Genomic DNA, 16,875 nt, shown 5'->3' with positions numbered 1-16,875 from the left:
CCACAGGGGGAGGCAGCCCCTCACGATGGAGAGATCGGCTTTCCCGCCGTCAACGGAAGGTCCGCGCCGCCAGAAGAACCCTCGCCGCAGCAGTCACCAGGCACAGGAAACCGAAGACCCAGGCCGCCGGCACTAAAAGTGCAGGATAGAACACGATCAGCAGGAAGAACAGGATCGTCTCCGTTCCTTCCAGAAGACCGGCTGTGAAATACAGCGACTTCTCCCCCCGGCTTGCCGTCTCCATCCCCTGCCTTGCGGCCAGGATTGCGAAGCCCAGAAAGGTCGCACCGTTGATGTAGAACGTTGCAAGCAGGAAGGCACCGGCCGCACCGTTCGCGTCCGGATCGCGCAGAACGAAAGCCAGTGGGATCGCGCCATAGAAGACAAAATCGCAGCAGATGTCGAGGTAGCCGCCGAAATCCGACTTGCCCCGCGCCCGCGCCACGGCCCCGTCCAGCCCGTCGGCCAGCCGGCTGGCCAGAAGCGGTGCGGCGACCACCAGCCCCGACAGCCCTATCGCCAGCAGCCCCGCCGCGAACAGGCCCAGACCAAGCCCGACCAGAGTCACCACATTGGCCGAAGCCCCCCGGGCCGCCAGCCAGCGCCCGCCCCTGTTCAGCGGCGCATCGATCACGCCTCGCATTAGACCGTCCAGCATCTCGCCCGCCTCCCGATCGGGCATCCTTCTCGCAGAAGCGCCGAATTGAAAAGTCACGAATGCGCCGGTCCGGGCGACTTGCCGCGCAGCCGCAAGCCCGGACATTGTCTGGAACCCGCACGGGTTTCACACTTGCTTCCTGATTACGCCAGATTCTGGCCGCACTGCCGTGCCAGTCAGATAGTGCATCATCCTGCGGGGAAAGACATGATCACGCGCCATACCCTTGCAGCAACCGCCGCAGCCCTTCTGATCGGCCTCGGCCTGCCCGTGCACGCCTGCATCATGCCGCCAAACGCCAAGGCGCTTCAGCAGGAGGTGCTGGCCAACCTGAACGCGCAACGCAAGGCACATGGCCTGACACCCTTCAAGATCGCGCCCAAGCTTGAAAAGGCGGCTCAGGCCCATGCCTGCGACAATGCCCTTCGCCGCTCGATCAGTCACGATTCGTCGGACGGCGGCACACTGAAGACACGGCTGAAGCGGGCGGGCTACAACTTTCGCGCAGCGGCAGAAAATACCGGGCGCGGCTTCGGCACCGGTGCCCGTGCGGTGGACTGGTGGATGAATTCCCCGAAGCACCGCCAGAATATCCTGTTCCCGCGCGTAAAGGATGTCGGCATCGGCATCGCCCTCAGCGAAGCGCCGGACAACAAGCTGCACTGGGTGATCAACTTCGGCGCCTCGAAGTAGCCCTCAACGCGCCAGCATCAGATCCGCGCGCAGCCCCCCCAGCCGCGCACTGTGCCCAAGGCGCAAAGCACCTCCGTGGCTCAGCGCTATGTCAGAGGCGATCGACAGCCCCAGCCCGACGCCCCCGCCCCGATTGGGATCGCGCGAGGCGTCCAGTCGGGTGAATGGGCGCAGCGCCTCTTCCCGCTGCGCTTCGGGAATGCCGGGCCCGTCATCCTCGACTAAGATCCGTAGGCTGCGGTCGTCGAACGCAAGGCGAAGCTCGACCCGGTTGCCGAACCGGCAGGCGTTCGAGACCAGGTTTTCCACCGCGCGCGCGACGGCCTGCGGCCGCATCGACACGGGCTCGGCCCGGCCTTCGATCCCTGCCAGCACCACCTTGGGCCCAGCCCGTTCGACGATCCCGCGCACCAGTGCGACGGCGTCCGTTGGCACCGCGCCCTCCATCGCATCCCCGCGAACGAAGGCCAGGAACTCTTCCACCATCCGCTCCATCTGCCGCACGTCTTCCCGCAGCGCCTCTACCTCCGGGTCGTCCGGCAACATGGCAAGGCCAAGCCGCAGCCTGGTCAGCGGCGTGCGCAGGTCGTGGCTCACCCCCGACAGCATCAGGGTGCGTTGTTCGATCTGGCGCTCGATCCGCGCGCGCATGTCCAGAAAGGCCCGGCCCGCGGCCCGCACCTCCAGTGCCCCGCGCGGTCGGTAGGAAACGATGCGTCCCTTGCCGAAATCCTCGGCCGCCTCGGCAAGCCGGGTGATCGGCTTCAACTGATTGCGCAGGAACAGAAAGGCCACCCCCGTCATCAGCAGCGAGGTGAAGATCATCAGCACCAGCAGCTGATGCGGATTGGTGGCCGACATGCGCCTCCGCGTCAGCTGCGCCTGAACAGGGCCCACGGCGGTGTCGAATTTCAGGTTAACCACCCGATTCTCGTCGGAGACATCGGCTGCCACCAGCCCCGGAAGCCGTTCGCGCAGGGTATCGACGATTACCCGCCCGGACAGGTCCAGGAACAGGAAACGGTCTTTCATCGGCGCATCTTCCCCAGCCGGAATCGTCAGGGTGATCTCCAGATTGCGGGCCAGCGGGCCGACTTCGGCCATCGCCGCCTGGGGCGAACCGGCCGCCTCGATCTCGGACAATAGAAAGCCTAGGTCGATCGCCACGCCGTTCGTCATCTGCCGCGTCACGCCTTCGTAATGGCGCTGGATGAAGGCAGTGGACACGACCAGTTGAATCGTCACGATGGGCACGATCAGGATCAGCGCCGCGCGCCAGTACAGGCCTCTGGGAAAGATACGTTGCAGCACAGCCATCACCTGCCAGACTATGCGGCCCGGCCGGGCTTGGGAAGGCCATGACGGAACACCTCGGCCCCGGTCTGCGCCGGCTGCGCGCGCCCAATCCCTCGCCGCTGACCGGCACGGGCACCAACACCTACCTGCTTGGTGCGCAGGATCTTGCCGTCATCGACCCCGGCCCGGATCTCGACACGCATCTTCAGGCGATTCTCGCGGCCAGCCGTGGGCGCCGGATCGTGGCGATCGTCGTGACCCATGCCCACCGCGACCATTCCGCCCTGGCCCCGAGGCTTGCTGCCGCCACAGGGGCCGAGGTTCTGGCCTTCGGAAGTGCGCGGGATGGAATGAGCCCCCGGATGCAGGCAATTGCCGGTCTGGTCGCCACTTCGGGCGAGGGTCTGGATACCGCCTTCACACCCGACCGGCAGCTGGGCGAGGGCGACAGACTTTCCGGTGCCGACTGGGAACTTCACGCCCTGCATACCCCCGGCCATCTTGGCGGACACATCTGCCTTGCCATGGACGATCTTCTGTTCACCGGAGACCACGTCATGGGCTGGGCGACCAGCATCGTCTCGCCGCCCGAAGGCGACATGGGCGCCTACATGGCTTCGCTGCGGCGCTTGCAGGACGGCAGCTGGCGGCGCTTCCTGCCCGGACATGGCGATCCGGTAGAAGAGCCGGCGGCGCGGCTGGATACGCTCATCGCCCACCGCCTTGCGCGTGAGGCGCAGGTTCTGGCTGCACTCGAACGCGGGGCCGCCACGCCCGATGCCCTGACGGCCCTGATCTACCACGACACGCCGCAAGACCTGTGGCCGGCGGCCCGGCGCAACGTGCTGGCACATCTTCTTGATCTTCTATCCAGAAACCTGGTCGCTGCCGATCCCGTCCCCGGACCCGGGGCCCTGTTCCGTCGCCTGTGACAGAGCAAAAATTCCACCGATTTGCCCCTTGCCGCCCCCGAGAGGTCTTGCTATACGCGCCACCGTGTTCCGGCGTAGCTCAGCGGTAGAGCAGTTGACTGTTAATCAATTGGTCGTAGGTTCGATCCCTACCGCCGGAGCCAAAAATCCCTGAAATATCAGAGATTTGCGGCAGAACCTCTCGAGGTCCACGGCCGCAATCTGCCCCGGGGTAACGTTTGGGGTAACGGATTTTCCAATGAAAGAAGGCCCGCCGAGCTACCGACGGGCCTTTCGCTTTTTCCTGCTTCGAGGTGCCTACTTCACTCGCTTGTGCGTCGCGCACCGCATGATCGAGTCGCAACAGGCCCGCGAATAGCCGACGATCTCCCCAATCTGCCGAGCATTGAGCCCGACGGCCGCAAGCTCACGGATTCGCTTCACGGTCTCGGGCGAGCACCGGCGCCGGTGAGTGCTCGCAAGCCCTAGCCGACGAAGCTCCGCCGCAACGGCGCGCACGAGCACCTCGTCGATCGAGAGGGTCTCGGCGATCTTGGCATAGGCGCTCATACCGCCCCCTCACCTTCCGGCGATGCAACCTTGGCGAGAGGACTCCACCCCTCGACCTCGCGCACCTCGTTGATCGTCAGCACGCCCGCGTCGATCGCGATCTTGTGCGCCGCCCACCGCGCCGCATGATCGCCGCGGAGAAGGCCCGAGAGATCAACGTCGATCTCGTAGGTCTCACGCTCTTGCTCGGTGAGGATCGAACGGGAAAGCTCGGTCTCGAGCTTCCGCGCCCAATGCGCGAGCGTGGATTGTGCGAAGTGCCGCAACAGCGTCTCGGAGTTCGTGAAGCTGGCATGATCGAGGATACCCACCAGAGGCGCAGGCACGCCGAACGCCCGGGCGATCTCTTCGGTCGAGAACCGACGTGCAGCGAGGATTTCCGCGTCTTCCGGCGAGATCGTCGGGAACGCCTCGAACTTGAGCCCTTCCTCGAGCACCGCGGGTGCGCCCCGGTTCTCCCCGCCATAGCGAGAGACGAAGGACTCCTTGAGGCGCTCAGCAGCGCCCGCCGAGAGGTTCTTCTCGTGCATGAGCACCCCCGACGGGCGATCGGAGTTCCGCCACATCGACTTGCTATGCGCATCGGTCTCGACGGCATGGGCAGCGGCCGCCATAGCGCGGCGAAGGGGTGCGACGCCGATCACGCCGTCGTCGGTGCGGGCCTTGAGGTGCAGCACCTCGGAAGCGAGAAGGCGCCGCGTCGTGCCCATCGGAGCCGAGAGATCGTCGCCGGTCACGTGGTAGATCACGCGGCCCGGGGTCACGAGTTCGACGCGCACGAGCCCCCACCGGATCGGCCGAAGCTCGACGACGCGGCCCGAACGATCGGCGACGATCTCGGCGAGAGCGTTGCCGTGCAGAAGCGCGCTCGCAGCCATCCATTCAACGAAGTCGGGCCACGACTGCCACGGGTTCGGCCCGCGCCGCACAAGCCGCGCCAGAGGGTGCGAGGGCGTCTCGTGGCGGGTGTTCCCTTCGAAGTGGTAGACGCGCACCGGCAAGCCCGCCAACTGGCCGGAGATCACCGCGACGCAAGCGGCCGTTACGGCGAGTTGCTCGGCGGGAAACCTCGTGCCGGGTGTCCCGAGCCAATGCGCGCCAAGGGCGGCGAGCGTCTCATTCGAGCGGGTCTCGGCAGGGCGACGACGGAAGAGATCAGCGAAGCCCATGATAGCCTCCGAAATGGTCGAGGTAGCGCGCACGGCGTTCGGCCTCATTGATTGCGTCGAGCGAGCGCCGAGAGACGACGGTCGCGGGGTATGCGGGGGAAGGAGTCACCGTCACGTCGAGAAGCTCGACCTCGAGAAGCTCACGCTTCGCCGGTGTCCCCTTGTGCGACCAGCGATCGCGGATCGCGCGGAAGCCGAAACTCGCGCCGGTGATATCGCCACGGCCGACGCTTTCCAGCACGTCGCGCCCGGCCGTGGTGTTTGCCACGTCGAGCGAGAAGAAGAGGCCCTTGCCATCTTCCTTGAGCCGCAGCGTTCCCGACTTCGAGCGGCCGAGCACGGCGCGGGTGTCGTGGTGGAAAAGCGCAAGAACGTCGTCGCCCCGCGTGAGCGAGGCGGCAAAGGCACCGGGTGCGATCGTCTCGACGAAGCCGCCGAGATCATGGCTCGGCGAGTTGAAGACGGCGGCGTAACCCTCGATCCGGCCGCCTTCAACGGCGCGGAGTTCGAGGGCACGCCGCTCAATGTCGGCGTGCCCCATGTTCTTACGCCTTGATCTTGAGAAGCTTGATCGCCGCGTCGTCGGTGACGATCCCGCCCACTCGCTTCGACAGATAGAAGCCGGTGAAGCCCTTGCGCGTCACCTCGTCACGGATCAGGCGAACGCCGGTGCGATCCGCGATCGTGTAGCCCGCCTTGAAGTCGCCGAACGCGATCGGGAACGCGCCCGAGGCGATCGAGGGCATGTCTTCGGCGATTGCCACCGGATAGCCGAGAAGCCGCGCGGGTTGGCCAGCCGCCAAGGAGTCAGCCCACATGAAGCGGCCCTCGGCGTCCTTGAGCTTGTGGATCACGGCGGCCGTGGTCGAGTTCATGACGAACACACCGTTCGCCCGGTAGCCCGCGCGAAGCTTGTAGATCAGGTTGATAAGATCGTCGGCCACGATCACACCGGCCGCGGCGGTCTCGACGAATTGCAGAGCACCGGCAGTGCGGGTCGCGTCGGCGGCGGCCTCGGGGGTGACGGCGAGGAAGCCCGTCGGCTTGTCGGTGCCGTTGCCGTTTACGAAGGCCGCACCCTCGGCTTCCGAGAAGTCGCTCGCCGCATTGTTCACGATGAAGCCGCCCACGTCATAAGCGGAGTCGTCGAGCAGATGGTTCGACACCACGGGGAAAGCGTTCACCTCGCCGAAGGTCGGCTTGACCGGGCGGATCGTCGGGGTCGCAGTCTCGGGATTCCGATCGCCGCTCTCACCGGACCAGCGAGACGCCGAGCCGCGCACGTTCACCGGGATCGTGAAGTCGGCGCTCGAGACGTTGACGACGTTCGCGATCAGGCGGATCGGGCTGATATCCCGCACCCGGTTCTGAATCTGGCTCGCCAGTTGCTCGGGCACGATCGCGCCACCGTCGGCCGCAACAGTCATCGCCCTGGACTCGCCGCGGGCGATCGAGCGCCACTCGACGGCGCCTTCGGTCCCGGGCTCGGTCAGCGAGCGGCCCTCGGCGTTGCGCTCGATCTCGGCAAGGCGCTCGGCCCGCTCGATCTGCTCGCCAATGGCGCGGATTTCGGCGTCAACGGCGGCGAACTTCTCGGCGTCGTTGATGTGGGCGCGCGCCTCGTCGGTCTTTGCCTTGAGGGCGGCGCGGAGTTCGCGAACGGTTTTCATGGGTCTTCGTTCCTTCTGTGGCCCTTTTTGGCGGGCTTCTGGTTGAGCGCCGAGGCGCGGGTTAGGTCGTCGCGTCCCTCCCTCAGAGGCACATTCCGAGGTATTCGGGTTTGTCGTGCCATTGCCCCGAAGCCATCAGCGGTGAGCACGACAGGCCGCGCGACACGGCCGGGGAAGAGTTCAGGCGAGAGCCTCGGCGAGCGTGAAGCCGTCGAACACGAATGCACGGCCGCGCGGGCTGCCGCCGAAGGTCTTGGACTCGATCTCGACGTTCGAGCGATCGGCGCGAGCAACGAAGGCAACGAGAGCCCGGCCTTCGCCGTCGATCGTGAAGAGCGCTTCATCGAGGTGCGAGCGATCGCCTGCCTCGGCAAGCTCGATCAGGTTCGCCAGCATCGGCACCACGCCAGAGGCGCGGAGCGAGATCAGGAAGCTCATGGCGTCGGTGGCGATCCCTGCACCTACCCCCGCCATGACGAGCACGTGCTCGGCGAGAACGCGGCCCGAGAGGTTGTATCGCTGGCGCTTGCCCGAGCCATCGAGCACGCCGGTATCAAACCCAATGTCGAGCCCGGCGCGATAGGCGGGATCGGCCGAGAGCCCGAACGGTTCGGCGATCAGGTCTTTAAGTTTGCGAATTGTCAGCATGTCCGACTCCTTGCCCGATTGCGTCTCGGGTTCTCTTTCGTGTTGAAATGAGCATGAAGTATTCGCGTGCTCGCGGCCACGGTCTCGCCCCGTGCTCACAAGCCCATTCGCATCAAGGGATTTGCACCGATGGAAGATCGTCACGCCGAGTTTTTGAAAACCCACCCGCACCTGAAAGACTTCCTGCCCTTGCTCGAGACGCACAATCAAGAAAGCCCGCGCGGCGCGGTCTTGGTGTCATGTGCCTTTCTCGACGACCAGCTTCGGGAGATCATCGACGCTTTCTTGATCGCGGACTCTGCCCGCGACAAACTGCTTGAAGGCTTTAACGCTCCGATCGGCACGTTCTCTTCGCGCATTGTGATGGCGCATTGCCTCGGCCTGATCTCTGACAAAGAGCGCGACGATTGCGAGACCTTGAGGAAGATCAGGAACGATCTCGCACATGATCACAAGGCCGACTTTGCGAGCCAAAGGATCGCCGATCTCAGTGCTAATCTTCACCATTCGATCAAGCCGCATGACAAGAGAGTCCGACCATTCGATCACTTTTCGTCGGCGGCGATCGCGTTGATTCTGAGCCTCATCAATCGCGCTGCCTACGTAAAGAGAGCGCGCTTAGAGCGCCGAGAGTGGCCCACTTAAGCCCTTCCCAATCCATGCCGGGTGAGAGCATCCCAAGGATCGGGCACCGCGGGCTTCGGCTCGCGCACCGGCGGCGCCACCTTTGAGCGCGCCGTCGGCGTCATGCCGAGCGAGGCGAGCCCCCGGTGAAGGCACGATAGCTCGGCGGCCGTGATGCCGTCGGCCGAGCGCAGGCGGGCCAAGAGCCGCGCCACGATCTCGACGGCGATCCGATCGGAGTTCCCCGCCACCCCGGGCGAGAGGGCCTCGGCGATCTCGCGCCAAGCGGCAGCCGCGGCGGCAGGAAGGCACGACGGCGGATCGCCGAGCGGCCCGGTAGGTTCGGGTTCGTGGCGCCGGTTAGTGCGGGTGCGCGTGCCCTCGAGCTTGTGCAGATGCGTCGGTTTTCGCGGCCGTCCCGGCATGGCGGGTCCCTCTATGTTACAACATTACATTTCGACCACGGAGAAATTCGACTATCCCACGCGGTCGGCCCCCTTTAGCCCCGAGAGATTTTCTCGCTCAGGCGGCGAGCCCGTGTCGCACGAAGCCTTCGCCCTGCCCGAAGCAGTGCTCGACCCACTCGGGCGAGAGGCCCGCAAGGGCGCATACCTCGTGTCCATCAGCCGAGCGCAGCCATCGCACGAGTTGATCGGGCTCGTCGTTCTGGATCGCAAGCGCGACGACTGCGAGCCAAAGGTTGCGCTCGGGCGATCCGCCGAAGCTCGCTAGGCGTGGCACCGAGTGCCCGGTGAAGAGTGAGGTCGTTCGCATATGGGGCTCCTTTCCGAAGCTCTTGTTCTCTTTGCGTCGAGAGGCCCGGCTCGCCGAGCCCCTCGCGTTCTCTCAGTCGTCGAGGTGCGTTCGCTCGACCTCTACCTCGCACCCCTCGAGCGCCTCGGCCTCGAGTTCGGCCGCTTGTTTCTCGAAGTCGGCGGCGATCTCGCGAAGGCGATCGGCGGCGTGCAGCTTGTCGGTGCGTGTCATGTCGGGTTCCTTTTCGTTCATCCCGCCACCCATGAGATCGCCGAGGCAATCGGCCGTCGAGACGTAAGAATGTCACCACACGGTGCCTCACCGTGGCCCTCGCGGTAGGGTGCAACCCGCCCGAGCGGGGTGCCAAACCCTTGGGGTATAAGGGGTGTGCGAAAACAGGGGGGATGAAGGGGGGATGAAGGGGGTTCAGCACCCACTTCGGCACCAACTTCGGCAGGGGGGATGAAGGGGGTATGGTAGGAAGGCGCGAGCATCATTTCACCTCGGCAATGCGGGTCGCACCCTTCGAGGGCGGCCCGTATTTCTCGACGCTGATCTTCCCACCGGCGAGAAGCGTGCTCATTGCAGCACCGAACGCCCGCTTTGTCACGCCCTCGGATTGCGGGTGCTCGGCGAACACCTTCGGCGCGTAGTAGCGCCCGCCCGCGTGGTTCACCGAACGGCCCTCGGCCGTGAACTGGCGGAGAAGCGAGAGGAAGACGCGCTCGGCTTTGGCGCTCGCCGCCATGCGATCAAGGCCCGTCGGCGCCGTTTCCGCAACGAAGACCCCGGCTTGCCAGCGGATCGCGATCTCATCGCCGGTCGGCCCGTAGTTCGCCTTCTTCGTGGTGAGCTTGCGAGCGTCGGGATCGGGCTCATAGCCCTCTTCCTTTACGCGATCGAGGTAGAGCCGCGAGCGCACCGATCCATTCCATGCCGTCGATCCCGAGAGCCCCGAGCCGCTCGCCATGCCAGACAGAGAGGGGTGAGCGAGAAGCACGACGGCGCACTCGTGTCGGATCGCCAGAGCACGCAAGAGCCCGATGAATTGGCGAGCATGGGCTCGGTTATTCTCTTCGCCTGAATGCAGGTCGGCCAGCGTGTCGAGGAAGACGGCCGTCGGCCTGATCTCGCCGATCGCGTGAGCGAGGGCGTCATAGAGCGGCGTGCGGGCGAGTGCCCCCGTTCCGCGATCCAAGACGGCAAGCAAGGCGTCTTCGCCCGCGAGAGACCGGATCAGCAGGCCGCCGAGATCGGATAGCCCGAGGCCCTCGGCGGTGCATATATCGGCGAGGCGGCGGTGCACTTCGTCGAGGTCGTCTTCGGCAGTCAGGAAGAGCGCGCGCCCCGGCTTCTCGATCGGTCGGTGTAGCCATGCCCTTCCCGTCGCAGTGCCCACCGCGAGTTGCAGCGCCAAGAGCGACTTGCCGGTGCCACCGTCCCCGCCGAGAAGGGTCACGGTTCCGTCGGGCACGAGGTCGCGCACGAGCCAAGAGCGCGGTGCGATCGGCTTACCAGCCAAAGCCGAGGCGGGCGTAAAAAGAGGCCCTTGAGGCAATGCCTGGACTCGCTCTTGCGGCCTCTCGGGTGCGGCACGAGGCTCGGCGGCACCGGCTGCGAGGCCCGAGGCGATCGTCTGCCCGATCTCGTGCTCGTCAAGGCCGATCGCCCGGGCGGCGCGAGAGAGTGCTTCGACGACGCGATCGCGCTCGAGGCCCCCGCCTGCCACGATCTGCCCGAGCGCGAAGGCGGCTCGGTTGAGGGTATGATTTCTGGCGCCCGCGGCGGCGACGGCAACGCGCCCGACCTCGGCGGCTATGGCTTGCTCGGCCCATGCGTTGCCGCCGGGCTCGGAGGTGCGCAGGGCCGCAAGTTGGCGGGCCATGACGGCAAAGGGAAGCTCGACGACGTTCTGATCGGCCGCGGGCGGTGCCGCTTCCGCCGGGCTCTTTCCGGCCCGGATCGCCGCGCGGAGCTTGGCGGGCACCGGCGGCGGGTCGAGGTCGAGGATCGACGGCCCGAGCCACTCATAGCCCGGCGAGCCCGCCGCGACGACGAAGCCGCCGGTGCCGCGGGTGTCGATCCCCTCGCCGAGCTTGCCCGCCGAGTTGTCGAGGCCCTCTTCTGCGCGGAAGAAGACATGACGCCCGCCCGAGCCGGTGCGCGCCATCGGTGCGCCCTCGAAGCATTCGGTGAGCCCGAGCCGATCGGCCGCCGCTTCGCCGGTCGCCTCGCCCGTCGCTTTGTCGATATCGAGATCGACCACGAAGAGCCCGGAACGCTCGCCAGTGACGAGCGCGACGCCCGCCTCGGGCCAGCGGTCATACCATGCGTTGATCGTCACCGGGTCGGTCGAGGCGGCGTCCTTCCACTTCGTGAGCGGAATCTTCCCGCGCACGGGGTGCACGGGAAAACCGGCGGCGGCGTAGGCGAGCGCCTTTTCGCGCGGGGTTCGGTTCGCCGCAGGAAGCGACGACACAGCATTGTTATTCATTGGCTTTTTCGCTCGTTCTTATTGGCGCTTGTGCGCATTCATGGTAGGGTGTGCCTGCCCGGATCGTTCGCCGGGCTTTCGCTCGATATGCCGCCGCGTGGTCGCCAGCCGCGCGGCGGTCTCGCTTAGGCGGCGACGCGGTTGCGCTCCATCCAGTCGCGAAGCTCGCTCGGGGCATAGTAGAGGCGCCCCCTGATCTTCACGCCGGGCGGAAAGCCGAGCGACGGGTCTTGCCGCCAACGCCACATCGTCATTTCGGACACTCCGAGAATCTCGGTGCGAGCGCGGGCGGCGGGCATGTATTCCGGTCGGGTCATTCTGGTTGATCCTCTTGCTCTTGGCCGGGTTGCCCGGCGTGAGAAGGATCATGCAGAGTTCAGATGCCTCGTGATAGCCTTTGAAACCCGGCGCTCACACGTCCATTTCCGAACGTGCGCTCTCGTCACTTCTCGTCACACCTCGTCACAAGGATCGGTGCTTCACAGCAACATGCACGAAAAACGATTCCGCGCCGATCGAGCACTTAGGCCCGAATCGGAACCACGTTGTCAGCCTTCCCTTCGACGATCGAGACGACAAACCGCGCCCATGAGTCGAGCGCGGCTCGCTTCTCGTCGGCGTAGTCGTGGCGCTGATAAACCGCGACGATCCCGCCCCCCGTTCCCGACACGTGATTGAGCACGGCCTCGGTGACGCGAACGGGAATGCCGAGCCGGGCCATGCCTGTTGCGGCCGTGCGGCGAAGGTCGTGGAAGGTCCAATGCGGGATCGCCACGGGCTCGCCGCGTTCCTTCTCGGCGATCTCGGCCATCTTCGAGGCGACGGCCTCGCGCCCCCGGTGGAAGTTGGAAAGTGCCGAGGCGCCCGTTGTCGTGAAGAGATAGCCCGCGCCCTTGATCTTCGTCGTGCCCGCCAGCACCTCGAGCACGGCTTCGGAGAGCGGCACGTCGTGCGCCCGGCCGTTCTTGGTGCGCTTGGCGTCGAGGTGCCACGTTGCCCCGGCAATCTCGGCCTCGCGCATTCCCGCCACCTCGCCAAGCCTCTGCCCGGTGAGCAACAGAGTCCTCGTGAACGGCCCCCAAAGATCGAGATCGTCGCACGCTTGCCAAAGCCAAAGGATTTCGTCGTCGGAGAGCACGCGCTCGCGGCTCGTCTCTTTGGCGACGCGCTTCACCCCGGTCGCTGGGCTCATTGCGAGGATATCGCGCTCGACGCACCAGTTGAGGAACGTGTTCAGGTAAGCGCGCACGCGGTTCGCGCTGACAGCCCGTCCGCTTTCGGCGATCCCGTCGAGAAGGTCGATCACGTCGCGCTTCGCGATCGAATGGATATCTCGCTCGCCCCATGCAGCCACGACGAACCGATCGAGTTCCCGGCGCACCGTCGCACGGCTCTTAAGGTGCTTGAGCCGGAGCTTGTCGTATTGCCCAATCAGCGTCTTCACTTTGTCACGTGCAGAGAGATCGGTGTCGAGTTTCGCGGCCTTGGCGGCCCTCTTCTTCTCCGCCGGATCGTCGCCAGCCTTCACGGCCTCGAGCGCCGCGGCCGCCGAGCCCCTCGCCTTGGCGAGCGACATTGCGGGCCATAGGCCGAGCGTGAGCTTCACGGGCTTCCCCTCGGCCCTATAGCGAAGAGCCCACGACTTCGCGCCTGAAGGTTGCACGATCAGGAAGAGTCCATCCTGCCCGCCGTCGCTGATCTCGCGCCGGTTCGCGCCCGGCTTGGCCGCCTCAATTGCCGTAGCGGTGAGTGCTTTCGCCATGCCCTTCGTGACCTCTTGACTGCGGAGCGGGCGTTACCCCGAGCGGTTTCGGGGTAACATTTTCGCCGATTTGGCTCGTTACCCGATGTTGCGCAGTGTTAGAGATTTGCCGCGTAACCGCAAGCATTTCTTGCCTTTTTGTCGAGTTGACCGTTATGCATTGTTAGGCCCTGATAGCCCTCTTATCTCGACTGTTAATCAATTGGTCGTAGGTTCGATCCCTACCGCCGGAGCCAACAAAATCAAGCAGTTACAATGAGTTGTGAGCGGCCTTAGGGGCCGTTTTTGCAACGCTTTTGCAACAAGCGTTTAAACGCGCTGCTGTTTCGCACGCATGCGCCCAATTCACGCCCTGATCGCTTGCCACGCTCGAACACGAGGCAGAATCAGGAGGTTACATGGACGACGAGTATTTTGTTCCGCGAAGGAAAAAGAACCCGAGCCTGCTGACTCCCGAACAGCGTCGTGCGCGTGCTGAAGCGCGCGAGGAGTCCGAACGTCAGGAAACCGAAGAGAAGCGAAAGGCGCGTGAGAAGGCCTTTGACGAGTACCGCGCCCAATTCAAGCACACGCAGACACACCTGTTCGGGGACAACGATCATTGGATTCCGCCACGTGATCCGCTCATGATCTTCTTCGGGTCAGAGGACGGCAAGGCTATCGACCGTGTCGACGAAAACGGTCGCCTGTTCTTCGGCCACCGCCCCGTCAGCGCCGCGCATGTGGAGCAGTACTGGGAGCATCTTCGCGAGATGAGGCTCGACGATCCCGAAGCGTTCAAACGCCTTTGCGCGCGCTACCAGCACATAGAAGACGCATATATCGAGAAGCTCAAAGACAGGGCCGACCGGCGGCGGGAGCGCCGCGAGAAGTGGGAAGCCAAACGCGAACACGTAGCACGCAAGATTCGGCTGACCGGCCTCTGACTTGGTAGCACCCGATGTTTGAAGTTCTCCATTCCGCCATGCAAAAGGGCCGCGTCGAGTTCATCGACGATGCCTTTTTCACTTTCACCGACAATGGTGATCACGTCAGCAGCACCGCGTTCTTTTCGCTCAACGACGCCGCCACCCTGAACCTGATGGCGCGTCTTGAACGCATCGCGGGCGGGCGGCGCGTCAGGATCAGTCTGCACGAGACCGCGCCCGAAATCGCTGTGCTGGCGTCGCGCGGATATGCGAACACCGGCGCGAAGGGTGCGCTGCAATACTGGGAGAAGGCCGATGCTTCTGGCCATGCGTGAAGCCGCCGACAAGGGGTGGCTGTTCATCGTCGACGGTGGCCTTTGCGAATTCCGCCTGCGCCGCGACAACCAGATCACGATCTACACCATCGTTTCGGCGAAACCGGGCGTCGGCACGCAACTGCTCGAACGCCTGCTCGAATACGGGCGCGAGCACGAGGCGACGTTCATCCAAGCCAAGTGCCCCGCTGACCTCCCGTCCAACGCGTGGTACGAAAAGAAGGGTTTCGACCTGTTCGAGGTCGAGCCCACGAAGCGGTCGGGCCGCAAACTGAACGTGTGGCGCTTGCCGGTCGCACCGCAGGCGCAGCACAGCGCGTCTCCGCGTCGTCTCTGACAGCCTGACGCCGCGCGCACCCTGCACGCGCAAGATGACAGTGAACGCGGCGCTCCGCGCTCTGCTGCGCTTAGAATCGAATGTCGCGCGCTAGGATGCCAAGGAACTTGTCCCGCGAGACCTTGGCATTGGTGCCGAGTGCTCGACCACGATGCCAACGCAACACGTTGTCGACCGGCACAACGAAGACGTCGACGACTGGGAAGCCCACGATGTCGGACAAGATGAAACCCTTGATCCCGGACAGCTTCGCCTGGAAACCGTCCTCGTTGAACACGCGCCCAGACCCGACCTGATTGCTCGGGTTGAAATACACGCCCTGCCGCGTGATCGAGCGCACCTCCCACATGCCGCCGTCGGGGTCGAGCAGGTCGTAGCCAGCACCCTCTGACGGTGCGAGCTTCCAGCCCGGGTTTTCCCACATCAATCTGCGTTCGATGATGAACGAGACGCGCCGACCATCGGTCAGATACTCACGAACGTCCTTCGTCGTGACCTTGAATGCTCGGGCGAGTTCTTCCTCGTCCCACCGCAGTTGAAACCGCTTCTCCACAAGATTCTCCCTTTGGGATCAATCCCAAAGGTTTCTCAGGCGTGGACGCCTTGGTCAATGCCGTTGAAGCAGCACGATCCGATTGGTGTTGGTGCCCTTGGACCCATTGTCCACGCCCCAACAGTTGGCCGTCTTGGTGAACGCTTGGTCGTTGATCATGACGCCCAGCCGCGCGAAGGGCAGGCCCTCAGCGGCCTTCCATACGAGCCGCTCAAGCAGCACCTTGCCATTGCGCACCTCGCCAACTTCGAACGCAACATAGCCGCCGGGGCGAAGAATGCGTGCTTGCTCGGCCAAGACTCGATGCACCATCGCGGTCCAAGCCTCTTCCGTCCGGTGCATGTCGATGGCGACGGAATTAGGGTCGATGCCAGCGAACCAGCAGCGCAACCAGTTGTCCGACGCATAATGCACGATGTCCAAAAACGGCGGTGACGTAACGGTGAGATCGACCGAAGCATCAGCGATGCCCGGCAGGTCCCAAGCAGCGCCTGTGTGAAGGCTTGCGCGCACCTGACTTTCAGCGCAGCCGTCCTTCAGCAGTGTTTTCGACTTCTTGACGATGACGGCGGCCACGTCACGCTCGGGCGGCGACACGCCCAGTTTCTCGTTGATCTTCAGTTGGGCCTTCACGGAGACGGCTTGGTTGGGCGGCATCGAACGGCCCGAGAAGAAGCCCGGCGAGTGCCCCGAAAGACGATTGATCGCGACCATCCGAATCCAGTCTGCCACAGGGTCAACATCGTCGGAACCGAGTGGTGCGCGTTCGGCGAGCCACGCGCGCAGAGCCTCCAGTTTCTTGAGCGTGGCGGGATGGTAGAAGGCGAGAAGGTCCTCGCGCTCGATCTCACCACGCGACCAGTCCACTGACTTGAGTGCGGACGACACGGCCTGCAACGTGATCGGGCGCAATCGCGGGCGGGTCAGAAGGACGGATAGCGGATTGATGTCGTTTCCGAACGCCTGCCGCTGCATCAGCGCGGCCTGCACGGGGGTCGTGCCCCGCCCCATGAACGGGTCGAATACGACGTCCCCAGGTCTCGTTAGGCGGCTGATGAAGAACTCCGGCAACTGCGCCTTGAAGCAAGCACGGTAAGAGACCTCGTGAATGGAATGCGCCTGTCGTTGCCCAGCCGTCCAAAACTCGTTGATCAGATACGGAATGCCTTCGACGGTCTCAGTTGCGGTCGTCTGCCCAAAGTCATCGAACGCCATCAAATCGTCGATGAACGCGCCCGATGTCGGCGCGAAATTGACTTGGTCAAACATGGATAGCTGGTTCATCGGGGCTTTCGTTCGCGCGCGTCAGGGTTCCGTCATGACTACAACACTTGGTGGCCACCGTCCATCGTATTGGCAGTGCTAGGGTCAGGACCCATTGATTTTGTAGACTTGGCCTGATTCAATCTCCGAAAGGAGACTGGAGCATGAGCAACCTTTTCTGGCTGACCGACGCGCAGATGGCGCGGCTGAAGCCCTTCTTTCCCAAGA

21 protein-coding genes and 1 tRNA gene are annotated in these 16,875 nt (G+C 64.5%); 7 read left to right on the top strand and 15 right to left on the bottom strand.

Going from position 1 to position 16,875, the window contains the following annotated elements; all coding sequences use genetic code 11:
- Positions 1–49: 49 nt before the first annotated feature.
- Positions 50–658, bottom strand: a complete 609-nt coding sequence (locus EYB42_RS06235; RefSeq protein WP_135449148.1) for a CDP-alcohol phosphatidyltransferase family protein — start codon at positions 656–658, stop codon at positions 50–52.
- Positions 659–865: 207 nt separating this feature from the next.
- Between EYB42_RS06235 and EYB42_RS06230 the strand changes: the two genes are divergently transcribed.
- Entirely contained in the window at positions 866–1,351 is a 486-nt protein-coding gene (locus EYB42_RS06230; protein ID WP_135449008.1) for a CAP domain-containing protein, read from the top strand.
- Positions 1,352–1,354: 3 nt separating this feature from the next.
- Here EYB42_RS06230 and EYB42_RS06225 read toward each other — a convergent pair whose 3' ends face one another.
- A complete protein-coding gene (locus EYB42_RS06225; protein WP_394346485.1) occupies positions 1,355–2,671 on the bottom strand; it encodes an ATP-binding protein in 1,317 nt (438 codons plus the stop codon).
- Positions 2,672–2,709: 38 nt separating this feature from the next.
- Here EYB42_RS06225 and EYB42_RS06220 point away from each other — a divergent pair, with 38 nt between their 5' ends.
- Both EYB42_RS06220 and EYB42_RS06215 read left to right on the top strand, forming a co-directional pair.
- Positions 2,710–3,579 carry an MBL fold metallo-hydrolase gene (locus tag EYB42_RS06220; RefSeq protein ID WP_135449007.1) on the top strand — a complete coding sequence of 290 codons (870 nt, stop codon included), beginning with the start codon at positions 2,710–2,712 and terminating at the stop codon, positions 3,577–3,579.
- A 68-nt stretch (positions 3,580–3,647) separates the two neighbouring features.
- Positions 3,648–3,722, top strand: a tRNA-Asn gene (locus tag EYB42_RS06215).
- Positions 3,723–3,876: 154 nt separating this feature from the next.
- Here EYB42_RS06215 and EYB42_RS06210 read toward each other — a convergent pair.
- The 5 genes from EYB42_RS06210 to EYB42_RS06190 form a co-directional block, all read right to left on the bottom strand.
- Positions 3,877–4,128: a hypothetical protein gene (locus EYB42_RS06210; protein ID WP_135449006.1), complete on the bottom strand. Its 252-nt coding sequence runs from the start codon at positions 4,126–4,128 to the stop codon at positions 3,877–3,879.
- A complete protein-coding gene (locus EYB42_RS06205) occupies positions 4,125–5,297 on the bottom strand; it encodes a phage portal protein (protein WP_167850943.1) in 1,173 nt (390 codons plus the stop codon). The genes EYB42_RS06210 and EYB42_RS06205 overlap by 4 nt, the downstream gene beginning before the upstream one ends.
- Positions 5,284–5,838, bottom strand: coding sequence for an HK97 family phage prohead protease (locus EYB42_RS06200; RefSeq protein WP_135449004.1), 555 nt, complete (start codon positions 5,836–5,838; stop codon positions 5,284–5,286). Before EYB42_RS06200 ends, EYB42_RS06205 begins: the two co-directional genes overlap by 14 nt.
- A 4-nt stretch (positions 5,839–5,842) precedes the next feature.
- Positions 5,843–6,967: a phage major capsid protein gene (locus EYB42_RS06195; RefSeq protein WP_135449003.1), complete on the bottom strand. Its 1,125-nt coding sequence runs from the start codon at positions 6,965–6,967 to the stop codon at positions 5,843–5,845.
- Between the two features lie 180 nt (positions 6,968–7,147).
- A complete protein-coding gene (locus EYB42_RS06190; protein ID WP_135449002.1) occupies positions 7,148–7,615 on the bottom strand; it encodes a hypothetical protein in 468 nt (155 codons plus the stop codon).
- A 129-nt stretch (positions 7,616–7,744) separates the two neighbouring features.
- Between EYB42_RS06190 and EYB42_RS06185 the strand changes: the two genes are divergently transcribed.
- Positions 7,745–8,260 (top strand): MltR family transcriptional regulator, encoded by a 516-nt coding sequence (locus EYB42_RS06185; RefSeq protein ID WP_135449001.1) that lies wholly within the window; start codon positions 7,745–7,747, stop codon positions 8,258–8,260.
- Here the strand turns inward: EYB42_RS06185 and EYB42_RS06180 are convergent.
- The 6 genes from EYB42_RS06180 to EYB42_RS06160 all read right to left on the bottom strand — a co-directional run bounded on the left by EYB42_RS06180 (position 8,257) and on the right by EYB42_RS06160 (position 13,251).
- Entirely contained in the window at positions 8,257–8,664 is a 408-nt protein-coding gene (locus EYB42_RS06180) for a terminase (RefSeq protein ID WP_135449000.1), read from the bottom strand. The two genes, EYB42_RS06185 and EYB42_RS06180, sit on opposite strands and share 4 nt — an antisense overlap.
- A gap of 97 nt (positions 8,665–8,761) precedes the next feature.
- On the bottom strand, positions 8,762–8,980 hold the full coding sequence (locus EYB42_RS06175) for a hypothetical protein (protein ID WP_135448999.1): 219 nt from the start codon (positions 8,978–8,980) through the stop codon (positions 8,762–8,764).
- A gap of 105 nt (positions 8,981–9,085) precedes the next feature.
- Positions 9,086–9,247, bottom strand: coding sequence for a hypothetical protein (locus EYB42_RS17305; protein WP_167850942.1), 162 nt, complete (start codon positions 9,245–9,247; stop codon positions 9,086–9,088).
- 241 nt (positions 9,248–9,488) lie between these two features.
- Entirely contained in the window at positions 9,489–11,489 is a 2,001-nt protein-coding gene (locus tag EYB42_RS06170) for an AAA family ATPase (RefSeq protein WP_135448998.1), read from the bottom strand.
- A gap of 125 nt (positions 11,490–11,614) precedes the next feature.
- Complete coding sequence (locus EYB42_RS06165) at positions 11,615–11,806, bottom strand: helix-turn-helix domain-containing protein (protein WP_135448997.1); 192 nt, start codon at positions 11,804–11,806, stop codon at positions 11,615–11,617.
- A gap of 206 nt (positions 11,807–12,012) precedes the next feature.
- Positions 12,013–13,251, bottom strand: coding sequence for a tyrosine-type recombinase/integrase (locus tag EYB42_RS06160; protein ID WP_135448996.1), 1,239 nt, complete (start codon positions 13,249–13,251; stop codon positions 12,013–12,015).
- Between the two features lie 398 nt (positions 13,252–13,649).
- Between EYB42_RS06160 and EYB42_RS06155 the strand changes: the two genes are divergently transcribed.
- Genes EYB42_RS06155 through EYB42_RS06145 form a run of 3 tightly spaced genes read left to right on the top strand, consistent with a single transcriptional unit; the run spans position 13,650 to position 14,831 of the window.
- Positions 13,650–14,177 carry a hypothetical protein gene (locus tag EYB42_RS06155; RefSeq protein ID WP_135448995.1) on the top strand — a complete coding sequence of 176 codons (528 nt, stop codon included), beginning with the start codon at positions 13,650–13,652 and terminating at the stop codon, positions 14,175–14,177.
- A gap of 14 nt (positions 14,178–14,191) precedes the next feature.
- A complete protein-coding gene (locus tag EYB42_RS06150; protein ID WP_135448994.1) occupies positions 14,192–14,494 on the top strand; it encodes a hypothetical protein in 303 nt (100 codons plus the stop codon).
- Complete coding sequence (locus EYB42_RS06145) at positions 14,475–14,831, top strand: GNAT family N-acetyltransferase (RefSeq protein WP_135448993.1); 357 nt, start codon at positions 14,475–14,477, stop codon at positions 14,829–14,831. Before EYB42_RS06150 ends, EYB42_RS06145 begins: the two co-directional genes overlap by 20 nt.
- A 70-nt stretch (positions 14,832–14,901) precedes the next feature.
- On the opposite strand, the gene EYB42_RS06140 is transcribed toward EYB42_RS06145, so the two are convergent.
- Both EYB42_RS06140 and EYB42_RS06135 read right to left on the bottom strand, forming a co-directional pair.
- Positions 14,902–15,384 (bottom strand): hypothetical protein, encoded by a 483-nt coding sequence (locus EYB42_RS06140; RefSeq protein WP_135448992.1) that lies wholly within the window; start codon positions 15,382–15,384, stop codon positions 14,902–14,904.
- A 54-nt stretch (positions 15,385–15,438) separates the two neighbouring features.
- Positions 15,439–16,668, bottom strand: a complete 1,230-nt coding sequence (locus tag EYB42_RS06135) for a DNA methyltransferase (RefSeq protein WP_135448991.1) — start codon at positions 16,666–16,668, stop codon at positions 15,439–15,441.
- Positions 16,669–16,875 lie beyond the last annotated feature (207 nt).

The sequence above is a fragment of the Tabrizicola caldifontis genome (assembly GCF_004762095.1).
In the GTDB taxonomy this organism is placed as follows: domain Bacteria; phylum Pseudomonadota; class Alphaproteobacteria; order Rhodobacterales; family Rhodobacteraceae; genus Tabrizicola; species Tabrizicola caldifontis.
The sequence above is the reverse complement of the archived record's forward strand: the minus strand, read 5'-3'. Positions and strand labels throughout refer to the sequence as shown.